Raw genomic sequence first — 23,830 nt, 5'->3', positions numbered from 1 at the left:
CCCTGCACACCCCTTGACGCAGCCGCCGGGCATTGTCACATTCATCAGTGTCAAGTTACGGGCACGTAGCGCACACGGATGTTCACGGGACGGACGGGTGGCATGACCTCAGCAGTGGCAAGCGAACAGACCGCGGAACTGCGCGGGTTCAGAGAAGTGCAGCGCCTGTCGTACGAGTGCGCGGAAGCGGTCGCGGCGCAGCTCAAGCCGGGCGTGACCGAGCGCGAGGCCGCGAAGATGCAGCGCGACTGGCTGTACGAGCGCGGTGTACGGGACTGGTTCCACCGGCCCTTCGCCTGGTTCGGCGACCGCACCGCCTTCGTAGACTTCAAGATCCCGCTGCAGTTCTTCCCCACGAACCGGCGCCTCGAGGCCGGCATGCCCTTCATCCTCGACATGGCGCCCGTGTACAAGGGCTACACCTCGGACATCGGCTACTCCGGCTGCCTGGGCCTCAACCCGGTCCACGACAAGCTGCTCGCCGATCTGAAGGCCCACCGGGAACTGATCCTGACCCAAGTGCGCGAGCGCCGCTCGCTCCGGGAAATCTACGAGAACGTGGACCGGCTCATGGTCCGCCAGGGGTACGCCAACCGGCACCGCGCATATCCCTTCGGCGTGATCGCCCACAAGATCGACCGAGTCAGGGAGCGCCGCTGGTCACCCACGCTCTTCGGCTTCGGCACCCAGGCCCTCAAGGGCCTCGCGAGCGACGCGATCCACGGCCACCGCGACGGCTGGTCACCGCTCTGGTCGCCGTACACGTTCTCCGACCACCCTCCCCAGCCGGGGCTGTGGGCGGTCGAACCGCACCTCGGATTCCGGGGTACGGGCGCGAAGTTCGAGGAGATCCTCGTCGTCACCGACTCGAAGGACCCCGAGCAGAGCGCTTTCTGGCTGGACGACGACCTGCCGCACGTGCGGCGCTGGAACGAAAGCGAAGGGGCGGCGTGATGGCAGGACTGCAGGGGGCGCGGGAGCGCTGGGTCCGTACGGGCGGAATCGAGCTGTGCGTCGCCGAGCTGGGCGACACCGGCAGGCCGACCGTCCTGCTCGTGCACGGCTACCCGGACTCCAAGGAAGTCTGGTCGGACGTCGCGCACCGGCTCGCCGAACGGTTCCACGTCGTGCTGTACGACGTCCGGGGCCACGGCCGGTCCACGGCGCCGACACCGCTGCGCGGCGGGTTCACGCTGGAGAAGCTGACGGACGACTTCCTGGCCGTCGCCGACGCGGTGAGCCCGGACCGTCCCGTGCACCTGGTCGGGCACGACTGGGGCTCGGTGCAGTCCTGGGAGTTCGTGACCGTCCCGCGCACCGAGGGCCGCATCGCCTCCTTCACCTCGATGTCCGGACCGTCCCTGGACCACTTCGGGCACTGGATCAAGCAGCGCATGACCCGGCCCACCCCGCGCAGGATCGGCCAGCTCCTCGGCCAGGGCGCCAAGTCCTGGTACGTGTACCTGCTGCACACCCCCGTCCTGCCCGAGCTCGCCTGGCGCGGACCGCTCGGCAAGCGGTGGGCCAAGCTGCTGGAGCGGATCGAGAAGGTCCCGACCGGCGACTATCCGACGCCCTCCCTGCCCAACGACGCCGCACACGGCGCCTGGCTCTACCGGGACAACGTCCGCTCCCGGCTGAGCCGGCCGCGCGCCGACGCCTACGCCCACGCGCCCGTGCAGCTGATCACGCCCACCGGAGACGCGTTCCTGTCCGAGCGGCTCTACGACGACCTCGCCGCCTGGGCCCCGGACCTGACCCGGCGCTCCCTGCCGGCCAAGCACTGGGTCCCCCGCACCCGGCCCGACCAACTGGCCGCCTGGATCACCGAGTTCGTCCAGGCCAACGATGACCCGGCCACCAAGGCCCCGAACACGGCCGCGAAGAGCACCGCCGACCCCGTGTACGCCGAGCGGTTCGGCGGCCGGCTGGTCCTGGTCACGGGCGCAGCCAGCGGCATCGGCCGGGCCACCGCCTTCGCCTTCGCCGAGGCCGGCGCGCGGATCGTCGCCGTCGACCGGGACAGCGAGGGCGCGGCGCGCACAGCCGAGATGGCCCGGCTGATCGGCGCTCCCGAGGCCTGGGCGGAGACCGTCGACGTCAGCGACGAGCAGGCCATGGAGAAGCTCGCGGCGAAGGTGGCGAGCGAGTACGGAGTCGTCGACGTCCTCGTCAACAACGCGGGGATAGGCCTCTCCGGCTCGTTCTTCGCGACGACCAGCGAGGACTGGAAGAAGGTCCTCGACGTCAACCTCTGGGGCGTCATCCACGGCTGCCGGATCTTCGGCGGACAGATGGCCGAGCGCGGCCAGGGCGGCCACATCGTCAACACCGCCTCCGCCGCAGCCTTCCAGCCCTCCCGCGCCCTGCCCGCGTACAGCACGTCCAAGGCGGCCGTGCTGATGCTGAGCGAGTGCCTGCGCGCCGAACTGGCGGGCCAGGGCATCGGGGTCACGGCAATCTGCCCCGGGATCGTGAACACGAACATCACCGCGACGGCCCGGTTCGCCGGGGCCGGCGAGGAGGAGCAGAAGCGCCGCCAGAAGAAGGCCTCCCGCCTGTACGGGCTGCGCAACTACCCGCCGGAGAAGGTCGCGGACGCGATCCTGCGCGCCGTGGTGCGCGACGAGGCCGTCGTCCCCGTCACCCCCGAGGCGCGCGGCGCCCACCTCCTGTCCCGCTTCGCCCCCAGGGCCCTGCGCGCGATAGCCCGGCTGGAGCCGCCGGCGTGAGGGACCGTACGAGCGGGGCCGAGCCGGGCGGGGACTTGGCGGGCGGGGTCGAGCGGGGCAGGGCCGAGCCGGGCGGGGCCGTACGCCGCCCCGTCCGGCGGTCGTACCATCCCTCCCGGGAGGGGTTCCCGCGCAGGACCGCGATCGGGTAGCAGGAGCGAGCGGGTGGAAGTGGTGGGTTTGTCGGAGCAGTCAGCACAGGGGCCGCCCGTGGGGCAGGCATGCCCGGTGGAGTACCGGATCGAGGATCTGGCCCACCACAGCGGTGCCACGGTCCGGACGATCCGCGCCTACCAGGACCGTGGCCTGCTGCCCCGCCCCGAGCGCCGGGGCAGGTCCAATGTGTACGGGGACTCGCATCTGGCCCGGCTGCGCCAGATCGCCGACCTGCTCGACCGTGGCTACACGCTGGCCTCGATCAAGGAGCTCCTGGAGGCCTGGGACGCGGGTCGCGGTCTTGGCGGCGTCCTGGGGCTTGTCGCCGAGGTCGACGGGCCGTGGACGGACGAGGAGGCCGACCGGATATCGCGTGCGGAGCTGGATGCCACGTTCGGCGGCAAGCCCGACGAGGACGCGATCCGGGAGGCCATCGAGCTCGGCGTCCTGGAGCGGATCCCGGACCGGGACGACGAGTTCCTGGTCCCGAGCCCCCAGGAGCTGGCCGTGGCAGCGGAGTTGTACGCAGCGGGCGTCCCGCTCTCCGCGATCTCCGGGCACCTGAGGGAACTTCGCGTCCAGGTCGAACACATCGCCTCGCGTTTCCTGGAGTTCACGACCGAGCACGTCTTCGCGCGCTATCTGGAGCACAGGCCGCCGACGGACGCCGACGCGGCCGAGGCGGCGGCGATGGTGCGCAGGCTGAGGCCGCTCGCGCAGCAGACCGTGGACGCCGAACTGGCGCGTGCGATGCGCCTGTTCGCCACCCGCCACCTCCAGCACCACCTGTCACCCGACCACCCGCCGACCCGCGACGACGAGCCCCGTCCGATCCCACTCCCCTCGGGAACGATTCGGGCCGTGCAGCGGCTGGTTGGCCCCGAGAACGTGGCGGCGTTCGTCACCGCGGCCACCGAACGCGAGGTACAGACACGGACCTTGGACTCGCTCAGCTCAAATCACCTCAAGCACAGCGAAATAGCCCAAATGCCCTGATAAGCATTATCAGTTGTCCACAGAATCGCCAATTCCCTTGTGGATAAATCAGGTTCGCTGTGGATCAAACCTCCTCCACGAATTCATTGGTCGCCCGATCCGTCCTCCGGCATGCTGGCGTCATGAACAGACCGATGGACGAGAGACGCACCGTGAAGGTGTCGAAGTACCTCTCGAAGCATCTGCGGCACCAGCCCGAGCGGATCGGACTGGTCCTCGACGCGAACGGCTGGACCGAGATCGACACGCTCCTGCGTGCGGCGGCCGAGCACGGCTTCCCGATCACACGCGCCGAGCTGGACCATGTCGTCGCGGTCAACGACAAGAAGCGCTTCGCGATCGAGGGCACGCGGATCCGCGCCAGCCAGGGCCACACCGTCGAGGTCGACCTCGACCTGCCGGCGGCGCAGCCGCCCGCGTACCTCTATCACGGTACGGTCGCCGCCCGGCTGGACGCCATCCGGGCCGAGGGCCTGCGGCCGATGGCCCGCCACCACGTCCACCTCTCGCCCGACCGGGAGACCGCGACCCGCGTCGGCGCCCGCCGGGGCCGCCCGGTGGTGCTCAGTGTGGACGCCGGCGCGATGTACCAGGCCGGCCATGTCTTCCACGTCAGCGCCAACGGGGTCTGGCTGACCGACGCCGTCCCCCCGGAGTTCCTCCGCTTCCCCGGCTAGACCGTCCTGTCGTGCGGCATGATCGTTCGTATGGGACATGCGCACCTGCCCACTACCGAGTCGGCCGTCACCGCGATCCGTGAGATCGCCCGTGAGTACAACCTGGAGATGATCGTCACCGACGACATCGGTGCCGACCAGACCTCCCGTCGGCTCTCCTCCGGCGCCTTCACCGTCCTCGACCCGGACGGTTCGCTCCCGCACGAGGCCTTCGTCGAGCTGGGCGGCTCCCCGGCGGTCACCGTCCAGATCTTCCCCGAGGACGACGCGAAGATCATTGTCGACGGGGTGGAGTTCGACGACATCCCCCGCGACTCCGTGCCCGCCTTCCTGCGTTCCGTCCACGGCGGTCTCGCGTATGTGACGGGCAGGTTCTTCCCGCCCGGATGGCGGCTGATCGTGCCGCTGCCCGGTGACGAGACGTACAAGGAGCTGGTCCTGGACGACGCGCTGACCCCCTGGCTGAGCCGGCAGGTCCGCTGACAAGGTCGCCGCCGTCGCAGGTGCCTGTGCCTGTGCCTGTGCCTGTGCGACGGGAGGCTTCAGCCGAGCTGGGCCGCGGCCTCGGTGGCGATGCGCTCGAAGACGGCCTGGTCGGAGGCGAAGTCCGAGTCCGGGATCGGCCAGTGGATCACGATCTCGGTGAAGCCGAGGTCCCGGTGGCGTCCAGCGAAGTCGACGAAGGCGTCCAGGGACTCCAGCGGCCGGCTGCGGTCCGGTGTGAAGCCGGTGAGCAGGATCTTGTCGAGTTCGGCCACGTCCCGGCCGAGCTCCGCGCACGCCTTGCCGAGCTTCTCGACCTGGCCGCGCAGCGCTTCCACCGACTGCTCCGGCGTCCCCTCCTCGTACAGCTTCGGGTCGCCGGTCGTCACCCACGCCTGCCCGTGGCGGGCGGCCAGCTTCAGGCCGCGCGGCCCGGTCGCGGCCACGGCGAACGGCAGCCGGGGCTTCTGGACACAGCCGGGGATGTTCCGGGCCTCCTCCGCCGTGTAGAAGTCGCCCTGCTGCGAGACCGCGTCCTCCGTCAGGAGCCGGTCGAGCAGCGGCACGAACTCACCGAAGCGGTCCGCCCTCTCCCTCGGCGTCCACGCCTCCTGCCCCAGCGTGGTGGCGTCGAAGCCGTTGCCGCCCGCCCCGATGCCGAGCGTGACCCGGCCACCGGAGATGTCGTCGAGCGAGATCAGCTCCTTGGCGAGCGTCACGGGGTGCCTGAAATTGGGCGACGTGACGAGGGTGCCCAGGCGCAGGCGGTCCGTGGCCGTGGCGGCGGCGGTGAGGGTGGGCAGGGCGCCGAACCAAGGACGTTCCCGGAAGCTGCGCCAGGACAGATGATCATAGGTGTAGGCGGCATGGAAGCCGAGCTCCTCGGCGCGCTGCCACTTGGCGCGGCCTCCCTCGTGCCAGCGGTCGACGGGCAGGATCACGGTGCTCAGGCGCAGACTCATGCCCCCGAGCCTACGTCCGCCGCTCCAGGAGACCCTCACGCGTCTGCCCATCGAAGGGATCCGCTGATGCGGGCGACCTGGTCACCCGTACGTGGCGTTGAGCGGTCGGCTGCCGCCGCCCCGGGCGCCATCGGGCATAGGGTCCGTGCACACGGCAGGAATGCGACGAAGGCGGGGTAGACATGGGGGACTTGGCGATCGATGCGCGATCCGGCCGGGAGGGCCCGGAGGGTGGTCCTGCGGATGAGGCCGCCTCTGCCTCCGTCCGCGGACCGAAGCGGCACCGCCCCTTCTGGATGGAGCTTCCGATCCTCGCCGCCATCGCGCTGACGTTGGCCTTTCTGATCAAGACGTTCTTGCTCCAGGCGTTCCTGATCCCCTCGGGCTCCATGCAGAACACCTTGCAGAAGGACGATCGCGTCCTGGTCGACAAGCTCACCCCGTGGTTCGGCTCGGAAACCGCCCGGGGCGAGGTCGTGGTCTTCCGCGATCCCGGCGACTGGCTGGTGGGGCATCCGACGGAGGAGCCCAACGCGGCCCAGACGTTCCTGAGCTTCATCGGGCTGATGCCCGCGGCCGGAGAGCAGCACCTGATCAAGCGGGTCATCGGCGTCGCCGGCGACACGGTCGAGTGCGTGGGTACGGGACCACTGAAGGTGAACGGCAAGCCGCTCACCGAGCCGTACGTCTTCCCCGGGAACACCGCCTGCAGCACGGACGCGGGCGGCCAGTTCAAGGTCACGGTGCCCAGCGGCCGTCTCTGGGTGATGGGCGACCACCGGCAGAGTTCGCAGGACTCCCGGTACCACCAGAGCGACCCCCGCGGCGGCATGGTGCCCCTGACGGACGTGGTGGGCCGTGCCGTGGTGCTCGCCTGGCCGGTCGACCGCTGGACGATCCTGCCGGTGCCGAGCACGTTCGAGCAGCCGGGTCTTGCTCCGGCGCCGTGACACCCAAACGCGACGGGTGAACGGCTTGCCACGCCCTGAGCCGGGGTGCGGGCGGCCGGAAATGTCCCTCTCAGATGTGCGCCCCCTCGCACGCCCGTGCATCGGGTGCGGAAGAATGGATCGGTGACCTCACCCCACTCCGCGCGCCCCGCAGCCCCGGCCCCCCGACTGATCGCCACCGACCTCGACGGCACGCTGCTGCGCGACGACAAATCCGTGTCGGAGCGCACGATCGCCGCGCTCGCCGCCGCCGAGCGGGCTGGGATCGAGGTCTTCTTCGTCACCGGGCGCCCGGCCCGCTGGATGGACGTCGTCAGCGACCACGTCCACGGCCACGGCCTCGCGATCTGCGCCAATGGCGCGGCTGTCGTCGATCTGCGCGCGGGAGGAACGTTCCTGGAGGTACGTCCGCTGGGGCGGGACGTCGCGCTCGACGTCGTGTCGGCGCTGCGGGCCGCCGCGCCGGGGACGTCCTTCGCGGTCGAGCTCACCACCGGCATCCACTACGAGCCGCAGTATCCGCCGTTTTTCCTCGACCCGGGCGCGACCGTCGCCTCCGCCGAGAAGCTGCTCTTCGAGGAGGAGCCGGGCGCCGCCGCCCCGGTCCTCAAGCTCCTCGCGCAGCACCCGGACCTGGACCCGGACGCGTTCCTGGCGACGGCCCGCGCGGCGGCCGCCACGCTGGCCTCGTTCACCCGGTCCAGCCCGACCGCGCTGCTCGAGATCAGCGGCCTCGGCGTCTCGAAGGCGTCCACCCTGGCCCTGTGCTGTGCCGAGCGCGGCATCTCCGCCGAGGAGGTCGTCGCGTTCGGGGACATGCCCAACGACATCGAGATGCTCAGCTGGGCGGGCCGTTCGTACGCGATGGGCAACGCCCACGCGGACGTGATCGCCGCCGCCTCCGGCCGTACGGTCGCCAACAACGAGGACGGCGTGGCGGTCGTCATCGAGCGGATCCTCGCCGGCACGCTCGACGACTAGCAGATCCTTGCCGGCACGCTCGACGGCTTGCGGCAGGCCCTACAGCGGGGCGTGCAGGCGGGCGTCTCTCCGGGCGTACCTCCGGGCAGCCCTCCCAGCGTGGGCCCTACAGCGGCGCCTGCCACACCACCGTCGTACCGCCGCCGTCCTCGCCGATTCCCGGGCCGCACCAGCTCGACCCGCCCAGCGACTCGGCGCGCCGCGCCAGGTTGCGCAGTCCGCTCCGCCGCCCGCCCTCCGGGATGCCGACGCCGTCGTCCGCGACGGAGAGCCGGACCCCGGCGGTGCCGTCGGGGAGTCGGGCGCCCGCGTCGACGACGACCTCGATCCGGGTGGCCCGCGCGTGCCGGAAGGCGTTGGACAGGGCCTCGCGCAGGGCGGCGATGAGGTTCTTGCCGGTGAGGTCGCCGACCGTCGAGTCGATCGCCCCGAGGAAGCGGTGCGCGGGCTTGAAGCCGAGGGGCACGGCGGCCATGTTGATCTCCCGCAGCACCCGGGTCCGCAGTCCGGACGGGGCCTCCGCGGGTCCCTGCTGCAGGGCGAAGATCGCGGTACGGATCTCCTGGATGGTCACGTCGAGTTCGTCGACGGCCTTGCCGACTCCTTCGCGCACCTCTGGCACGATCGACTTCCGCTGGGCGCTCTCCAGCATCATCCCGGTGGCGAAGAGCCGCTGGATGACCAGGTCGTGCAGGTCACGGGCGATCCGGTCGCGATCCTCGTAGACGGCGAGCCGTTCCCGGTCGCGCTGGGCGTCGGCCATCATCAGCGCGAGCGCGGCCTGGGAGGCGAACTGGGTGGCGAGGGTCCGTTCCGCCTCGGTGAAGGGCCTGCCGCCACGCGCGCGTGGGGTGGCGAGCGCGCCGAGCACCTTTCCGCCGCTGTGCAGTGGCAGCAGCATGCTGGGGCCGTACGGGGCGGCGAGCCGGCTGCTCATGCGCGGGTCGGTGGAGGCGTCGTCCACGAAGACCGCCTCGCCTTCGAGGAGTCGTCGCACCACGCCGCTCTCGGGCGGGATCACCACGCCGAGCGACGTGGCGGGCCGGTCGGAGGAGACGGCGACGATCTCCAGGCCGCCGTCCTCGGCGGGCAGCAGAACGATGCCGGCGGCCGCGTCGGCCAGCCTGCGGGCCTGTTCGGCCACGACCGCCAGGGCGTCGTCCGCGTCGCCGCCGGAGAGCAGGGCGGTGGTGACGGCCACGGAGCCGTCGATCCAGCGCTCGCGCTGGCGGGCGGCCTCGTAGAGGCGGGCGTTGCCGATGGCGATGCCCGCCTCGGTGGCGAGGACCCGGACCATGTGGACGTCGTAGTCGTTGAACTCGCCGCCGTCGTTCTTCTCGGCGAGGTAGAGGTTGCCGAAGATCTCGCCCTGGACCCGGATCGGGACGCCGAGGAAGGTCCGCATCGGGGGGTGTCCGGGCGGGAACCCGGCGGCGCGGGGGTCGGCGGACAGATCGGCGAGCCGGATCGTCTGGGGGGCGCGGATGAGTGCGCCGAGCAGGCCCGCGTGTCCGTCGGGGCGCCGCCCGATCCGGCGTGCGGTCTCGTCGTCGACGCCCGAGGTGACGAAGTCGGAGAGGCCGTCGCCCTCCTCGTCGACGACGCCGATCGCGGCGTACCGGGAGCCTGCGAGTTCGGCCGCCGTGACGCAGATGCGGTCGAGGGTGGAGTGCAGTTCGAGCCCGGTGCCGACCGAGCGCATGGCCTCCAGGAGCTGTGGCACGCGTGCGGTGAGCTCCGTGGACAGGCCCTGGAGGCTGCGGGTGGCCTGAGTGGCGGCTTCCAGGGGGTCCGGGAGATCGGGCACGGCGGCGGTCATGGGCTTGAGCCTAGTAAGTCCTATTTGGCGAGAAAAGTCGGCCGCTCCGCGGTCTGGCCCGGAGCGAGCAGGGCATCGGTCTCCCGCTCCTGCTCCAGCATCCGCCGCAGCGGGCCGTCGGCCTGTGCCAGCTCCGCGTACGGTCCGCGCTGCACGGTCCGGCCCCCGTCCAGGACCACCAGCTCGTCGACGGCGTCGAGGCCGTGCAGCCGGTGGGTGATGAGGACGGTGGTGCGGCCCTCGGTGGCCCGCAGCAGATCGTCGGTGAGCGCGTCCGCCGTGGCGAGGTCGAGGTGTTCGGCGGGTTCGTCCAGGACGAGGACGGGGAAGCCGGCGAGGAGCGCGCGGGCGAGCGCGAGCCGCTGCCGCTGCCCGCCGGAGAGCCGCGAGCCGTGCTCGCCGACGAGGGTGTCGAGACCGTACGGCAGCCCGTCGACCCACTCCAGGAGCCGCGCCCGGCTCAGTGCCGCCCGCAGTTCGTCGTCGCTCGCGCCGGTGCGGGCCAGGCGCAGGTTCTCGCGGATGGTGCTGTCGAAGATGTGGGCGTCCTGTGCGCACAGGCCGACGAGGCGGCGGACGTCGTCTCCGTCGAGCCCGGCGGCCTCCACTCCGCCGATCCGGTACGAGCCTGCGTCGGCGTCCAGGAAGCGGAGCAGCACCTGGGCGAGCGTGGTCTTGCCTGATCCGGAGGCGCCGACGACGGCGACGCGCCGCCCGGCCTCCAGGGTGAGCGTGAAGCCGCTGAGCGCCTCCCGTTCCTGGCCCGCGTGCCGTGCGGTGAGGCCGGTGACCTCCAGCGGGAAGGGGCTGAGCGGCGGTGCGGCGGGCCGCTCTGGCTCGTGTACGGGGGCGGGGGCGTCCAGGACCTCGTACACCCGCTCGGCGCTGCGCTTGATCCGCTGGCGGTACTGGACGGCGAGCGGGAGGCCGGTGACGGCCTCGAAGGCGGCGAGCGGGGTCAGGACGACGACGGCGAGTGCCACGCCGTCGAGGCGGCCGTCGCGGACGGCCTGGACGCCGACGAGAGCGGCCGCGGCGACGGTCAGGCCGCAGGCGAGCGCGGAGAGCCCGGCGCCGAGCGCGGTCGCGGCGGCCTGCCGGGAGGCGATGGAGGTGAGCGTGCGGTCGGCGGCCCCGGCCCGGTCGGTACGGTCCTTGAGCGCTCCGGCCACGGTCAGTTCGGCGCAGCCGCGCAGCAGGTCGACGACGGTGACGGCGAGGGCGCCGCGGGCGGGCGCGAGCTGCCGCTCGGCGCGGCGGGCCAGCATGCCACTCAGCAGCGGTACGGCCACACCGGCGGCGAGGAGACCCAGGGCGAGTACGGCCCCGGCCTCGGGCAGCAGCCAGGCGGTGAACCCGACGGAGCCGGCCCCCACGACGAGGGCGGCCCCAGCGGGCAGCAGCCAGCGCAGCCAGTAGTTCTGGAGAGCGTCGACGTCCTGGACGAGCCGGGAGAGCAGGTCGCCGCGGCGGGTGCGGCGCAGCCCGGCGGGGGCGATGCGCTCCAGGCGCCCGTAGACGGCGACCCGCAGTTCGGCGAGCATCCGCAGTACGGCGTCGTGGGACACGATCCGCTCGGCGTACCGGAACACGGCCCGGCCGATGCCGAATGCGCGCGTGGCCGTGACGGCGACCATCAGGTGGAGCACCGGGGGCTGTTCGGAGGCCCGGGAGATGAGCCATCCGGACACTGCCATGAGTCCGACGGCGGAGCCCAGGGCCAGACTTCCGAGCAGCAGGGCGAACCCCATCCGTCCGCGGAGTTCCCCGGCCATGGCGCGGACGCGCCGAAAGACGGCACGCCCGCCGGGAGGAGTCGCCCCGCCGCGCGCGACGTCCGCGTCGTCCGGGCGGTCCGCACTGGACGGCCCACTGTCGAGCGCCTCGTCGAGCGCCTCGCGCTCGACGGGTGCGACGAGATCGGCAGGGTCGACGGTCGCACCCGGGCCGCCGGGCGCGGCGTGCACCGCAGCCGGAACAGCGTCACCGGACGCAGGGCGCCCATGGGTGTGCCCCACTGCACCGTCCCCGGAGAGGGAAGGCGCAGGTGCCAGGGTCACCACGCGGTCCGCGACCGCGAGCAGTGCCGGGCGGTGGACGACGAGGAGTACCGTGCGGCCGGCCGCGAGGCGGCGGACCGCGTCGACCACGGCCGCCTCGGTCTCGCCGTCCAGCGCGGCCGTGGGCTCGTCCAAAAGCAGCAGGGGCCGGTCGGCGAGGAACGCGCGGGCCAGGGCGAGGCGTTGGCGCTGGCCGGCGGAGAGGCCCGCGCCGTCCTCGCCCAGCGGCGTGTCGACGCCCTCCGGGAGGCCCGTGACGAACGCGTCGGCCCCGGCGTCCCGCAGGGCCTCCCGTACCGTCTCGTCGGAGGCGTCGGGGCGGGCCAAGCGGACGTTCTCGGCGATGGTGCCCGCGAACAGATACGGCCGCTGCGGCACCCACGCGATCCGCTCGCGCCACTCCTCCACGTCGAGCGTGCCGAGCTCCGCGCCCCCGACGCGGACCGATCCGCCCGGCTCGGGTGCGACGAACCCGAGCAGGACATCGAGGAGCGTGGACTTTCCGACCCCGCTCGGCCCCACCAGGGCGACCGTCTCGCCAGGCTCGACGACGAGCGAGGCCGCGTCCAGCGAGGGTTCGGAACGGCCCGCATGACGGACGGTCACGTTCTCCAGCTCGATACGCGGCGAGGACGGCACGGCGCCGGTGCCGTGCTCGGTCGCCGGGGTCTCCAGGACCTCGAAGATCTCCTCCGCGGCGGCCAGCCCCTCCGCCGCCGCGTGGTACTGCGCCCCCACCTGCCGGATCGGGAGATAGGCCTCGGGCGCGAGGACCAGGATGACCAGACCGGTGTACAGGTCGAGGTCGCCGTGGACCAGCCGCATGCCGATCCCGACCGCGACCAGTGCTACCGAGAGCGTCGAGAGGAGTTCCAGGGCGAAGGAGGAGAGGAAGGCGATCCGCAGCGTCGTCATGGTCGCCCGTCGGTACTCCGACGTGATGGCGCGGATCGAATCGGCCTGCGCCTTGGCGCGGCCGAACACCTTGAGCGTCGGCAGCCCGGCGACGACGTCGAGGAAATGTCCCGAGAGGCGGGACAGCAGCTTCCACTGGCGGTCCATCCGGGCCTGGGTGTACCAGCCGATGAGGATCATGAAGAGGGGGATCAGCGGCAGGGTCACGACGATGATCGCCGCCGAGATCCAGTCCTCGGTGACGATCCTGGCCAGAACCGCCACCGGTACCACCACCGCGAGCCCCAGCTGCGGCAGATAGCGCGAGAAGTAGTCGTCGAGGGCGTCGACCCCGCGCGTCGCGAGGGCGGCGAGCGAGCCGGCCCTCTGGCCGCTGAGCCATCCCGGCCCCAGCGCGGCCGCCCGGGCGAGCAGCCGCCCCCGCAGTTCGGACTTGACCGCCGCGCTCGCCCGATGGGCGGCCAGCTCGGTCAGCCAGGAGACCAGCCCCCGCCCCGCCGCCACTCCGGCGAGCAGCAGCAGGGGCGTGGTCAGGTCGGAAACCGACAGGCCCTTCTGGAAGGCGCCCACCACCACCTCGGCGACGAGCATCGCCTGGGCGACGACCAGCGCCGCCCCGGCCAGGCCGAGCGCCACGACCGCTCCGAGGAAGAAGCGGGTGGCCCTGGCGTACCGGAGGAGACGCGGATCGATCGGTTTCACGTGAAACATCCCCCACTAGTGAGCGGCGTCGGCCGCGATGTGCTGCGTGCCGATCCGCTTGCGGAACACCCAGTACGTCCAGCCCTGGTAGAGCAGCACCAGCGGAGTGGCGATCGCGGCGCACCACGTCATGATCTTCAGCGTGTACGGGCTCGACGACGCGTTCGTGACGGTAAGGCTCCACTCCGGGTTGAGCGAAGACGGCATGACGTTCGGGAAGAGGGTGAAGAAGAGCATCGCCACCGCCGCGGCGATCGTGATGCCCGACAGCGCGAACGACCAGCCCTCGCGCCCCACCTTGATCGCCCCGATGGCACCGACCAGCGCCACCACGGCGACGAGCAGGGCGCCGAGGCTCCAGCCGTCGCCGTTGTCCGCCTGGGTCCAGATCAGGAAGCCCAGCGCGAGGACGGCCGTGACGAGACCCAGCCGCAGCGCGAGCGCCCGCGCCCGGGCCCGGATGTCCCCGACCGTCTTGAGCGCGGCGAAGACCGCGCCGTGGAAGGTGAAGAGGGCGAGGGTGACCAGGCCGCCGAGGATGGCGTGCGGGTTGAGCAGGTCCCCGAAGGTGCCGACGTACTCCATCTCCGCGTCGATCTTCACGCCGCGCACGATGTTGCCGAAGGCGACGCCCCACAGCACGGCGGGGATGAGGGAGGTCCAGAAGATGGCCTCCTCCCAGTTGCGCTGCCAGTTCTCCTCGGGCCGCTTCGCCCGGTACTCGAAGGCGACACCGCGGACGATCAGACAGACCAGGATGATCAGCAGCGGCAGGTAGAAGCCGGAGAAGAGCGTCGCGTACCACTCGGGAAACGCCGCGAAGGTCGCGCCGCCGGCGGTGAGCAGCCACACCTCGTTGCCGTCCCAGACGGGCCCGATCGTGTTGATCAGGACCCGCTTCTCGGAGCGGCCGCGGGCGAGCAGCTTGGTCAGGACGCCGACCCCGAAGTCGAAGCCTTCGAGGAAGAAGTAGCCGATCCAGAGGACGGCGATGAGTACGAACCAGACGTTGTGGAGTTCCATGCCTCGATCTCCTGAGCCTCAGTACGAGAAGGCCATGGGCCGGTCGGGGTCACGGTCGTCCCCGCCGATCCTGGTGGGCGGGTTGAGGTCGTTCTCGGTGAGCTCGGGCGGTCCGGCCTTGACGTACTTCACCAGCAGCCTGACCTCGATCACGGCGAGGACCGCGTAGAGCAGCGTGAAGACGGTCATGGAAGCGATGACCTCGCCCTGCGAGACACCGGGGGAGACCGCGTCGCTGGTGCGCAGCACGCCGTAGACGACCCAGGGCTGACGTCCCATCTCGGTGAAGATCCAGCCCCAGGAGTTGGCGATCAGCGGGAAGGCCATGGTCCAGAGGGCGACGATCCAGTACCACGTGGTCAGGCGGGGGTTGAGGGCCTTCCGCTTGAACAGGACCAGATTCGGCACCTCGTCCTCACCGGTCCGCATCCCCGGCGACAGCAGAAACTTCTTGCGGGTCAGCCAGAGGCCGACCATGCCGATGGCCAGCGAGGCCATGCCGAAGCCGATCATCCAGCGGAAGCCCCAGTAGGCGACCGGGATGTTGGGCCGGTAGTCGCCGGGGCCGAACTGCTCCTGCTCGGCCTTGTTGATGTCGTTGATGCCCGGGACGTACGAGGTGAAGTCGTCGTTCGCCAGGAAGGACAGCAGTCCCGGGATCTCTATGGCGACCTTGTTGTGCCCCTTCTCGACGTCGCCGTAGGCGAAGATCGAGAACGGCGCCGGCGCTTCGCCGTCCCAGAGCGCCTCGGCGGCGGCCATCTTCATCGGCTGCTGCTTGAACATGACCTTGCCGAGCAGATCGCCGCTGATGGCCGTGCCGAGTCCGGCGATGATCAGGGTGATCAGGCCGAGCCGCAGCGAGGTCCGCATCACCGGGACGTGCTTCCTGCGCGCCAGGTGGAAGGCGGAGATGCCCACCATGAACGCGCCGCCGACCAGGAACGCGGCAGTCATGGTGTGGAAGAACTGGGTGAGCGCGGTGTTCTGGGTGAGTACCAGCCAGAAGTCGGTGAGCTCGGCCCGGCCTCGCTGAGCATTGATCTTGTAGCCGACCGGGTGCTGCATCCAGGAGTTGGCCGCCAGGATGAAGTACGCGGAGAGGATGGTGCCGATCGACACCATCCACATACAGGCGAGGTGGATCTTCTTGGGGAGCTTGTCCCAGCCGAAGATCCACAGGCCGATGAACGTGGACTCGAAGAAGAACGCGATCAGCGCCTCGAAGGCGAGCGGCGCGCCGAAGATGTCGCCGACGAAGCGGGAGTAGTCGGACCAGTTCATGCCGAACTGGAACTCCTGCACGATGCCGGTGACGACACCCATCGCGATGTTGATCAGGAAGAGCTTGCCCCAGAACTTCGTCGCCTTGAGGTACTTCTCCTTCTCCGTACGCACCCAGGCGGTCTGGAGACCGGCGGTGAGAGCGGCGAGGGAGATCGTCAGGGGGACGAAGAGAAAGTGGTAGACGGTGGTGATGCCGAACTGCCAGCGCGCCAGAGTCTCCGGCGCCAGAGCTAGGTCCACGTCTTCTCCTTACATCGCGTGGTCACGTCGGCAGTTTGCCCCTTTAATCCCGCCCATTCGGGAAGAACGGGGCGCGCTTGTGAACGCGTTCACATTCACAAGCATTATGGCTCATACGAAATCCGTACGTAAGACCGGGGTACCCCTACTCGAAGGTCACCTCTTCCCCCGGCCTTCAACATATTGTTGAATCGGGGGTATGACCCTTCGGATCCGCATCTCCTGGCCGGCCGGGCACACCACGGCCACCCTCGACGAAACCCCCACGAGCAAGGCGCTCGTGGGGGCTCTCCCGATCGCCTCCACCGCCCGCACATGGGGCGAGGAGGTCTACTTCGACACTCCGGTTTCCACCGCCGTCGAGGACGACGCGCGACAGGTGGTGGAGCCGGGCACGGTCGCCTTCTGGACCGAGGGCGACGCCCTCGCGCTCCCCTACGGCCCCACCCCGATATCCCGGGGCTCCGAATGCCGGCTCGCGAGCCCGTGCAACGTCCTGGGCTCGCTCGACGGCGACCCGCGCGTCCTGGCCACCGTCAGGGACGGCGACCCGGTCCGCGTCGAGCACGTCGAGGACTGACCTACCGCCCTCGACACACTCCCGCCGAGACTCCCACCGGACTGATCAGCCCTCGTTACGGAAGCCCTCCGCCGTCTTCAGGAACAGGTCGTTCGCCTCGCACTCACCGATCGTGACGCGCACGCCCTCACCCGCGAACGGCCGCACCACCACTCCGTGCCGCTCGCACTCCGCCGCGAAGTCCAGCGTCCGCTCGCCGAGCCGCAGCCAGACGAAGTTCGCCTGGGTGTCCGGCACGGTCCAGCCCTGGGCCACGAGCCCCGCATGGACCCGCTCGCGCTCGGACACCAACGAGCCGACCCGCCCGAGCAGTTCGTCCTCGGCCCGCAGCGAGGCCACCGCCGCGTCCTGCGCCAGCTGACTCACGCCGAACGGCACCGCCGTCTTGCGCAGCGCCGCCGCCACCGGCTCATGGGCGATCGCGAAGCCGACCCGCAGCCCCGCCAGGCCGTACGCCTTGGAGAAGGTCCGCAGCACGGCGACGTTCGGACGGTTCCGGTACAGCTCGATGCCGTCCGGGATGTCGGCGTCGCGGACGAACTCGCGGTACGCCTCGTCGATCACCACCAGGACGTCGGAGGGCACCCGGTCCAGGAACCGCTCCAGCTCGGCGCGGCGCACCGCCGTGCCCGTGGGGTTGTTCGGATTGCAGACGAAGATCAGCCGCGTCCGGTCGGTGATCGCCTCGGCCATCGCCTCGAGGTCGTGCACATCTCCGTCGGTCAGCGGCACCGGCACCGAGGTCGCCCCGCTGATCTGCGTGATGATCGGGTACGCCTCGAAGGACCGCCAGGCGTAGATGACCTCGTCGCCCGGCCCCGAGGTCGCCTGGAGCAGCGACTGGGCGACACCCACCGAACCCGTACCAGTGGCCAGGTGCGAGACGGGAACGCCGAAGCGGTCGGCGAGCTCCTGCATCAGACCGGTGCAGGCCATGTCCGGGTACCGGTTGAAGGTGGAGGCCGCGGACATTGCGCTCTCCATCACGCCCGGCAGCGGCGGATACGGGTTCTCGTTGGAGGACAGCTTGAACGCGACCGGACCGCCCGCGGCGGCCGGCTTGCCCGGCTTGTAGGTGGGGATGCCGTCCAGCACGGCTCGCAGCCTCGGGCTGCCCGCGCTCGTCCCGCCGGTTCCGCCGGCCTCGCTCACTGCGCTCACTGTGGTCCTCCTCGACCGATCCGTACCACCAATACTCCTCACCTTATGAGGATTCGCCTCCGCTGCGAATGGGCTGTGGACAACGGACCGGAGAAGCTGTGGACAAGTCGGGGAGCGCGTGAGCGGGTGGCGCGCGCCGGTGGCGTGCGCCGTGGCGCGCGTCGCCCGTAGAGGTGAGTTGAGACCTCTTCGAGACATGGCCTCCTTGGCAGGCCCATGCGGGTCGACAACCGCAGATCCCATGCCAGGACCCTTAACTCCCTTGCCTTCATGGGCAATTGGCAGTTATTGATCATGCAGAAACGTGCCTGTCAATGGGCGCATATGCGACCGGCCCAACCACCCGCCCTCGCCCTACTATCGGCTCGCCATGACAGCAGCAGGGAAGCACCAGGTGAGCCGGGCACAGACCCGGGGAAGCCGGCAGGGGCGAGCGGGCATCCGGGATGTGGCCGCCGCCGCCGGGGTCTCCATCACGACTGTCTCCGACGCGCTCAACGGCAAGGGCCGGCTCCCGGACGCCACCCGCCGCCACGTCCGCGAGGTCGCAGACCGGCTGGGCTACCGCCCATCCGCGGCGGCCCGCACGCTCCGTACCGGCAAGTCGGGCCTCATCGGCCTGACCGTGACGACCTACGGGGATGAACCTTTCACCTTCACCGAATTCGCGTACTTCGCGGAGATGGCCAGAGCCGCCACATCCGCCGCGCTCGCGCGCGGCTACGCCCTGGTCATCCTGCCCGCCACCTCCCGCCATGACGTCTGGTCGAACGTCGCCCTCGACGGCACCGTCGTCATCGACCCCTCCGACCACGACCCGGTCGTCACCGAGCTCGTCCGCCAGGGCCTGCCCGTCGTCTCCGACGGGCGCCCCGCCGGCACCCTCCCGGTGACCGCCTGGGTCGACAACGACCACGAAGCCGCCGTACTCGACCTCCTCGACCACCTCGCCGCCGCCGGCGCCCGCCGGATCGGCCTTCTCACCGGCACCACCACCGACACCTACACCCGCCTGTCCACCACCGCGTACCTCAACTGGTGCGAACGGGTCGGGCAGGACCCCGTCTACGAGGCCTACCCGGCGCACGATCCGTGCGCGGGCGCCGTCGCGGCCGACCGGCTGCTCGCCCGCCCCGACCGACCCGACGCCGTCTACGGTCTCTTCGACCCCAACGGAACCGATCTGCTGGCGGCCGCCCGCCGCTACGGACTGCGCGTACCGGACGATCTACTGCTGGTCTGCTGCAGCGAATCGACCGTCTACGCCAACACCGAACCGCCCATCACGACCCTCTCGCTCAAACCGCGCCGGATCGGCACGGCCGTCGTCCAGCTCCTCATCGACGCCATCGAGGGGGTCGACACCGACGGACCGGTCGAGCAGGTGATACCGACCGAACTCATCGTGCGCACGTCCTCCCAGAGGCGTTCGCCGCGCACGACGGTCAGCCCGCCCCGGTCACCCTCGAAGGACTGAGGGTCCGGTCCGGGGCCGTGCCGGACACAAACCCCGGCCCGGCCCTGCTCCGACCCTGGACCGGACCTTCTCAATTCGGGCGAAACAACCGGTGAACCCGGAGTGGACCCGGATTCACCACCCCTGGTGCGTCACACAGGAGGACCCTCATTCCTATGATGGGCGCACGACACCGCGGACCACCCCGACCAGGCCGGTCCGCGATGTGCAGGGCATCGCGACGGTGGTGGAGGGGTCGATGACTCAGGGGGCCGGGCAGGAACCCGTGGTGCGCACGGCGACATTGCGTGACTTCCGCGTACCGCCGTACGCCCAGGTGCCCGTGCAGGGCCGTGCCTCCGAGCCCCCCGCCGGGCACTCCGCCGTGGGGCCCGGGGCCCTTGTGGAGCCGGAGGCTCCGGTGGAGCCCAGCGCCCCGCTCGCCGCCGAGGAGCCCTTCGCCCCGTTGGAGCCCGGCGCCCCGGCCCCCGTCGCCCCCTCCGCCGTCGCCGTCACCGACCCCACCCTCCACTTCGGCCGCGGCGTCTCCGCCCTCGCCTCCCTGACCACCTTCGCGCCGCTCTCCGCCGTCGCGCCCGACCAGGCCGACCAACCCGCCCGATCCGGCCACCCCGGGAACGCCTTCCTAGAGGACGACCTCCCCGAGGGCTACACCCCCACCGAGCGCGACCTCCCGGTGATCAACCGCGGCGACACGGTCCAGGTCCGCGTGGACCCGGTCCCGACCCCCGCGCCCACCCCGGCCGGCGAGGGCCCCGGTCCGCTCTACGTCGTCGGCGACGTCCACGGCTACCTCGACGAGCTCGTCGCCGCCCTGCGCGAACAGGGCCTCATCGACGACAACGGCGCCTGGGCCGCGGGCAACGCCCGCCTCTGGTTCCTCGGCGACTTCACCGACCGCGGTCCCGACGGCATCGGCGTCATCGACCTCGTCATGCGCCTGTCCGCCGAGGCCGCGGCCGCCGGTGGCTACTGCAAGGCCCTGATGGGCAATCACGAGCTGCTGCTCATCGGCGCCAAGCGCTTCGGCGACACCCCCGTCAACTCCGGCGCCGGCACCGCCACCTTCCAGGCGGCCTGGCTGCTCAACGGCGGCCAGAAGCACGACATGGACCGCCTCCAGGACGTCCATCTGCAGTGGATGTCCCGGCTCGACGCCGTGGTGGAGGAGGACGGGCATCTGCTGATGCACTCCGACACCACCGCGTACCTCGAGTACGGCTCCACCATCGAGGACGTCAACGAGACCGTCCACGAGATCATCAACCGGAACGACGCGGATGAGGTCTGGGACCTGTTCCGGAAGTTCACCAAGCGGTTCGCCTTCCGCGACGACGCCGGTCCCCAGGCCGTCCAGGAGCTGCTCGCCACCTACGGCGGCGGCCGCATCGTGCACGGTCACAGCCCCATCCCGTACCTCCTGGGCCAGGTCGGCACCGAGGACGGCGAGGACGGATCGGGTCCGGTCGTCGACGGTCCGCACGTGTACGCGGACGGTCTGGCGATCGCCATGGACGGCGGTGTGACCATGGCCGGAAAGCTTCTGGTCGTCCAACTCCCCCTGCATGGCTGACGCATAACCCTGCGCATCCGGGGAAGTCGATTTCGGGAAACCCCCTGTCACCCTGTGCCATAACCGCAATACCATCGGATCATCCGTAGCAGGCTCTCCTCCGTTTCCGCCCAACTGGCCGTTTCCCACGGTCAATAAGGCCCTACGGAGCATCGGGGGATGCACATGAACGTGGCTCCGCACCTGCTGACCGAGGACCGTGCCGAGTACGTACGCCTCCTCGACGACGCACTGCGCAACGCGCACGACCATCCGGATCTCGCCGAGATCGGGAAGCAGCTCACGGCCGAACAGCTGCGCACGATGGCGCTGAACGCGACGGCGATCATCACCGCCGCGGCAGCGGTCGAGTACGACCACTTCGTGAAAGTCCGCGAAGAAGGCCGATCACCGAGCGGTACGAGTGTCATGAACGCCGTCCTCGCGGCGGACGGCGAGGGAGCGAGCGCCGGCCCGGGTGCGGGCATCGTCGCGATCGTCACGGTCCTCGCGCCGGTCCTCGCGGGCACGGCCGCGGTGATCTTCCTGCTGGTCGGGGCCGTACTGAAGGTGCTGGCTCCCACGCTCGCATTCGCCGAGACCCTGCTGACCGCCGCCGGTTTCTTCGGTGCCGTCGCCGCCGCCGGCCTCTTCTGCGCCGCCGTCGGACTGCTGCTCACGGCGCTGCGCAACCGCTCCACGGAAGTGGCCGCGAGCGATCCGCCCGGGCCGGAAGCGGACGACGAACTGTCCCGCGCCCGCGAGGCCTGGCGCCGCGCCCTGCTGGAACGAGGCATCCTGCCGTTCCTGCGCGACGCGCTGGCCGCGCCCGGCCCCCGCCTGCCCTCGCCCGCGGCACCGCCGCCGCGCACCGACCGCATGCCGAAGATCGGCTACAGCGGCCCGGACTTCTCCAGCCCGAACGAGGGCTCCTCGGGCACCCGCCCGACATTCACCAGCCCGGACTTCACGAGCCCGGACTTCGGCCCTCCGGAACACCGCCCGGAGTAGGCCCGGAACACAACGAGGCGGGCACGGACCGCACGCCCCCCGTGGCCGTGCGATCCGCCCCCACCCGTCGTCCGTCCGGTCCCCCGTACGTACGGACAGGCGCGCCTACTCCGCCATCGGCAGGTACACCCGGTTGCCGGAGGCCGCGAACTCCTTGGACTTCTCCGCCATCCCGGCCGCGATCTCGTCCGACTTGAAGTCGCCGCCGTGCTCCCGCCGGATGTCCTGCGAGATCTTCATCGAACAGAACTTCGGACCGCACATCGAGCAGAAGTGCGCCGTCTTCGCGGGCTCCGCCGGCAGCGTCTCGTCGTGGAACTCGCGGGCCGTGTCCGGGTCGAGCGCGAGGTTGAACTGGTCCTCCCAGCGGAACTCGAACCGCGCGTCGGACAGCGCGTCGTCCCACTCCTGCGCCCCCGGGTGCCCCTTGGCCAGGTCGGCCGCGTGCGCCGCGATCTTGTACGTGATGACGCCGGTCTTCACGTCGTCGCGGTTGGGCAGGCCCAGGTGCTCCTTGGGCGTGACGTAGCAGAGCATCGCCGTGCCCCACCAGGCGATCATCGCGGCGCCGATCCCGCTGGTGATGTGGTCGTACGCGGGGGCGACGTCCGTGGTCAGCGGGCCGAGGGTGTAGAACGGCGCCTCCTCGCAGATCTCCTGCTGGAGGTCGATGTTCTCCTTGATCTTGTGCATCGGGACGTGCCCGGGGCCCTCGATCATCGTCTGCACGTTGTGCCGCTTGGCGATCGTGTTCAGCTCGCCGAGCGTGCGCAGCTCAGCGAACTGCGCCTCGTCGTTGGCGTCGGCGATCGAGCCGGGGCGCAGACCGTCGCCCAGCGAGTACGTGACGTCGTACGCCGCCAGGATCTCGCAGAGCTCCTCGAAGTTCGTGTAGAGGAAGTTCTCCTTGTGGTGCGCGAGGCACCAGGCGGCCATGATCGAGCCGCCGCGCGAGACGATGCCGGTCTTGCGGCGGGCGGTCAGCGGCACGTACGGCAGCAGCACGCCGGCGTGGACCGTCATGTAGTCGACGCCCTGCTCGGCCTGCTCGATGACCGTGTCCTTGTAGATCTCCCAGGTCAGCTCCTCGGCCTTGCCGTCGACCTTCTCTAGCGCCTGGTAGAGCGGCACGGTGCCGATCGGCACGGGGGAGTTGCGCAGCACCCACTCGCGGGTGGTGTGGATGTTCCGGCCGGTGGACAGGTCCATGACCGTGTCGGCGCCCCACTTGGTCGCCCAGGTCATCTTCTCCACCTCCTCCTCGATGGAGGAGGTGACAGCGGAGTTGCCGATGTTGGCGTTGACCTTCACCAGGAACCGCTTGCCGATGATCATCGGCTCGATCTCCGGGTGGTTGACGTTCGCCGGAAGGACGGCGCGACCTGCGGCGATCTCCTCCCGCACGACCTCGGGGGAGACGTTCTCGCGGATCGCGACGTACTCCATCTCCGGGGTGATCTCGCCCCCGCGGGCGTACGCGAGCTGGGTCACCGCCCGGCCGCCGCGGCCCCGGCGGGGCTGGCGCGGACGGCCCGGGAAGACGGCGTCGAGGTTCTTCAGGCCCCCGCGCGGCGAGGTGTGCTTGATCCCGTCGTCCTCGGGGCGGACCGGGCGGCCCGCGTACTCCTCGGTGTCGCCCCGCCCGATGATCCAGTTCTCGCGCAGCGGAGGAAGGCCCCGCCGTACGTCGGTGTCGATGGTGGGGTCGGTGTACGGACCGGACGTGTCGTACAGCGTCACGTCCTTGCCGTTGGTGAGGTGCACCTGACGGACGGGGACCCGGAGGTCGGGGCGCGAGCCCTCGACGTACCCCTTGTGCCAGCCCGGCTTGCGTTCGTCCTGGCCGTTCTCGCTGGTGGCAGGCGTGCGTGCATCCTGAATGGTCATGAGACCGATCTCCCTACGCCGGCATTACCCGGTAACAGGTTCGGCGGTCGGCGCAGCCTCCTCCCGTACGTACGTCAGTACGCTCGTACGGTGATCAGCGCCCTCTCAGCCCGGTGCTCCGAGCTCCCGCGTGTGCAAAGGTGCCACCACGCTAGCGTCAATCCGGCCGTGCTGAACAG

General features: G+C 70.7%; 17 protein-coding genes and 1 pseudogene. 11 read left to right on the top strand and 7 right to left on the bottom strand.

The genetic code is table 11. The features are described from left to right. Positions 1 to 102 precede the first annotated feature (102 nt). The 5 genes from ACZ4VI_RS15910 (at position 103) to ACZ4VI_RS15890 (ending at position 5,044) form a co-directional block, all read left to right on the top strand. Positions 103 to 954: a M24 family metallopeptidase gene (locus ACZ4VI_RS15910; RefSeq protein ID WP_467999793.1), complete on the top strand. Its 852-nt coding sequence runs from the start codon at positions 103 to 105 to the stop codon at positions 952 to 954. Further along, complete coding sequence (locus tag ACZ4VI_RS15905; protein ID WP_467999792.1) at positions 954 to 2,732, top strand: SDR family oxidoreductase; 1,779 nt, start codon at positions 954 to 956, stop codon at positions 2,730 to 2,732. The genes ACZ4VI_RS15910 and ACZ4VI_RS15905 overlap by 1 nt, the downstream gene beginning before the upstream one ends. A gap of 210 nt (positions 2,733 to 2,942) precedes the next feature. Then, positions 2,943 to 3,884 carry a MerR family transcriptional regulator gene (locus tag ACZ4VI_RS15900; protein WP_467999791.1) on the top strand — a complete coding sequence of 314 codons (942 nt, stop codon included), beginning with the start codon at positions 2,943 to 2,945 and terminating at the stop codon, positions 3,882 to 3,884. Positions 3,885 to 4,018: 134 nt separating this feature from the next. Then, entirely contained in the window at positions 4,019 to 4,561 is a 543-nt protein-coding gene (locus ACZ4VI_RS15895; protein WP_467999982.1) for an RNA 2'-phosphotransferase, read from the top strand. Positions 4,562 to 4,591: 30 nt separating this feature from the next. Next, positions 4,592 to 5,044 carry a hypothetical protein gene (locus ACZ4VI_RS15890; RefSeq protein WP_467999790.1) on the top strand — a complete coding sequence of 151 codons (453 nt, stop codon included), beginning with the start codon at positions 4,592 to 4,594 and terminating at the stop codon, positions 5,042 to 5,044. Positions 5,045 to 5,103: 59 nt separating this feature from the next. Here the strand turns inward: ACZ4VI_RS15890 and ACZ4VI_RS15885 are convergent, their stop codons facing one another. Beyond that, positions 5,104 to 6,006: an LLM class flavin-dependent oxidoreductase gene (locus tag ACZ4VI_RS15885; RefSeq protein WP_467999789.1), complete on the bottom strand. Its 903-nt coding sequence runs from the start codon at positions 6,004 to 6,006 to the stop codon at positions 5,104 to 5,106. 182 nt (positions 6,007 to 6,188) lie between these two features. Here ACZ4VI_RS15885 and lepB point away from each other — a divergent pair. Both lepB and ACZ4VI_RS15875 read left to right on the top strand, forming a co-directional pair. Further along, positions 6,189 to 6,950 (top strand): annotated as a pseudogene (lepB, locus tag ACZ4VI_RS15880) (signal peptidase I); the annotation flags it as partial. A gap of 129 nt (positions 6,951 to 7,079) precedes the next feature. Further along, positions 7,080 to 7,937: a Cof-type HAD-IIB family hydrolase gene (locus tag ACZ4VI_RS15875; protein WP_467999788.1), complete on the top strand. Its 858-nt coding sequence runs from the start codon at positions 7,080 to 7,082 to the stop codon at positions 7,935 to 7,937. 106 nt (positions 7,938 to 8,043) lie between these two features. On the opposite strand, the gene ACZ4VI_RS15870 is transcribed toward ACZ4VI_RS15875, so the two are convergent. Genes ACZ4VI_RS15870 through ACZ4VI_RS15855 form a run of 4 tightly spaced genes read right to left on the bottom strand, consistent with a single transcriptional unit; the run spans position 8,044 to position 15,983 of the window. Further along, on the bottom strand, positions 8,044 to 9,756 hold the full coding sequence (locus tag ACZ4VI_RS15870; protein ID WP_467999787.1) for a GAF domain-containing sensor histidine kinase: 1,713 nt from the start codon (positions 9,754 to 9,756) through the stop codon (positions 8,044 to 8,046). 20 nt (positions 9,757 to 9,776) lie between these two features. Further along, positions 9,777 to 13,433: a thiol reductant ABC exporter subunit CydD gene (gene cydD / locus ACZ4VI_RS15865; RefSeq protein WP_467999786.1), complete on the bottom strand. Its 3,657-nt coding sequence runs from the start codon at positions 13,431 to 13,433 to the stop codon at positions 9,777 to 9,779. A gap of 15 nt (positions 13,434 to 13,448) precedes the next feature. Next, on the bottom strand, positions 13,449 to 14,456 hold the full coding sequence (cydB, locus tag ACZ4VI_RS15860) for a cytochrome d ubiquinol oxidase subunit II (RefSeq protein ID WP_467999785.1): 1,008 nt from the start codon (positions 14,454 to 14,456) through the stop codon (positions 13,449 to 13,451). A gap of 18 nt (positions 14,457 to 14,474) precedes the next feature. Beyond that, positions 14,475 to 15,983 carry a cytochrome ubiquinol oxidase subunit I gene (locus tag ACZ4VI_RS15855; protein WP_467999784.1) on the bottom strand — a complete coding sequence of 503 codons (1,509 nt, stop codon included), beginning with the start codon at positions 15,981 to 15,983 and terminating at the stop codon, positions 14,475 to 14,477. 199 nt (positions 15,984 to 16,182) lie between these two features. Between ACZ4VI_RS15855 and ACZ4VI_RS15850 the strand changes: the two genes are divergently transcribed. Next, complete coding sequence (locus ACZ4VI_RS15850; protein WP_467999783.1) at positions 16,183 to 16,563, top strand: cyclophilin-like fold protein; 381 nt, start codon at positions 16,183 to 16,185, stop codon at positions 16,561 to 16,563. Between the two features lie 45 nt (positions 16,564 to 16,608). On the opposite strand, the gene hisC is transcribed toward ACZ4VI_RS15850, so the two are convergent. After that, positions 16,609 to 17,715 carry a histidinol-phosphate transaminase gene (hisC, locus tag ACZ4VI_RS15845; protein WP_467999981.1) on the bottom strand — a complete coding sequence of 369 codons (1,107 nt, stop codon included), beginning with the start codon at positions 17,713 to 17,715 and terminating at the stop codon, positions 16,609 to 16,611. A 379-nt stretch (positions 17,716 to 18,094) separates the two neighbouring features. Between hisC and ACZ4VI_RS15840 the strand changes: the two genes are divergently transcribed. The 3 genes from ACZ4VI_RS15840 to ACZ4VI_RS15830 all read left to right on the top strand — a co-directional run bounded on the left by ACZ4VI_RS15840 (position 18,095) and on the right by ACZ4VI_RS15830 (position 21,764). Then, positions 18,095 to 19,201, top strand: a complete 1,107-nt coding sequence (locus ACZ4VI_RS15840; RefSeq protein ID WP_361600124.1) for a LacI family DNA-binding transcriptional regulator — start codon at positions 18,095 to 18,097, stop codon at positions 19,199 to 19,201. A 238-nt stretch (positions 19,202 to 19,439) separates the two neighbouring features. Then, positions 19,440 to 20,774, top strand: a complete 1,335-nt coding sequence (locus ACZ4VI_RS15835; RefSeq protein ID WP_467999782.1) for a metallophosphoesterase — start codon at positions 19,440 to 19,442, stop codon at positions 20,772 to 20,774. A 159-nt stretch (positions 20,775 to 20,933) separates the two neighbouring features. Next, positions 20,934 to 21,764, top strand: coding sequence for a hypothetical protein (locus ACZ4VI_RS15830; RefSeq protein ID WP_467999781.1), 831 nt, complete (start codon positions 20,934 to 20,936; stop codon positions 21,762 to 21,764). Positions 21,765 to 21,869: 105 nt separating this feature from the next. On the opposite strand, the gene thiC is transcribed toward ACZ4VI_RS15830, so the two are convergent. Continuing rightward, entirely contained in the window at positions 21,870 to 23,651 is a 1,782-nt protein-coding gene (thiC, locus tag ACZ4VI_RS15825) for a phosphomethylpyrimidine synthase ThiC (RefSeq protein WP_467999780.1), read from the bottom strand. Between the last annotated feature and the right edge of the window lie 179 nt (positions 23,652 to 23,830).

Source organism: Streptomyces sp. NPDC029169 (assembly GCF_055563935.1).
This window is presented reverse-complemented; position numbering and strand designations above follow the sequence as displayed.

Bases quoted from the DNA above. Each gene is read 5' to 3' on its own strand.
- ACZ4VI_RS15910 (WP_467999793.1), top strand. From the start codon at position 103: ATGACCTCAGCAGTGGCAAGCGAACAGACCGCGGAACTGCGCGGGTTC.
- ACZ4VI_RS15905 (WP_467999792.1), top strand. From the start codon at position 954: ATGGCAGGACTGCAGGGGGCGCGGGAGCGCTGGGTCCGTACGGGCGGA.
- ACZ4VI_RS15895 (WP_467999982.1), top strand. From the start codon at position 4,019: ATGGACGAGAGACGCACCGTGAAGGTGTCGAAGTACCTCTCGAAGCAT.
- ACZ4VI_RS15890 (WP_467999790.1), top strand. From the start codon at position 4,592: ATGGGACATGCGCACCTGCCCACTACCGAGTCGGCCGTCACCGCGATC.
- ACZ4VI_RS15885 (WP_467999789.1), bottom strand. From the start codon at position 6,006: ATGAGTCTGCGCCTGAGCACCGTGATCCTGCCCGTCGACCGCTGGCAC.
- ACZ4VI_RS15870 (WP_467999787.1), bottom strand. From the start codon at position 9,756: ATGACCGCCGCCGTGCCCGATCTCCCGGACCCCCTGGAAGCCGCCACT.
- cydB (WP_467999785.1), bottom strand. From the start codon at position 14,456: ATGGAACTCCACAACGTCTGGTTCGTACTCATCGCCGTCCTCTGGATC.
- ACZ4VI_RS15850 (WP_467999783.1), top strand. From the start codon at position 16,183: ATGACCCTTCGGATCCGCATCTCCTGGCCGGCCGGGCACACCACGGCC.
- ACZ4VI_RS15840 (WP_361600124.1), top strand. From the start codon at position 18,095: ATGACAGCAGCAGGGAAGCACCAGGTGAGCCGGGCACAGACCCGGGGA.
- ACZ4VI_RS15835 (WP_467999782.1), top strand. From the start codon at position 19,440: ATGACTCAGGGGGCCGGGCAGGAACCCGTGGTGCGCACGGCGACATTG.
- ACZ4VI_RS15830 (WP_467999781.1), top strand. From the start codon at position 20,934: ATGCACATGAACGTGGCTCCGCACCTGCTGACCGAGGACCGTGCCGAG.
- thiC (WP_467999780.1), bottom strand. From the start codon at position 23,651: ATGACCATTCAGGATGCACGCACGCCTGCCACCAGCGAGAACGGCCAG.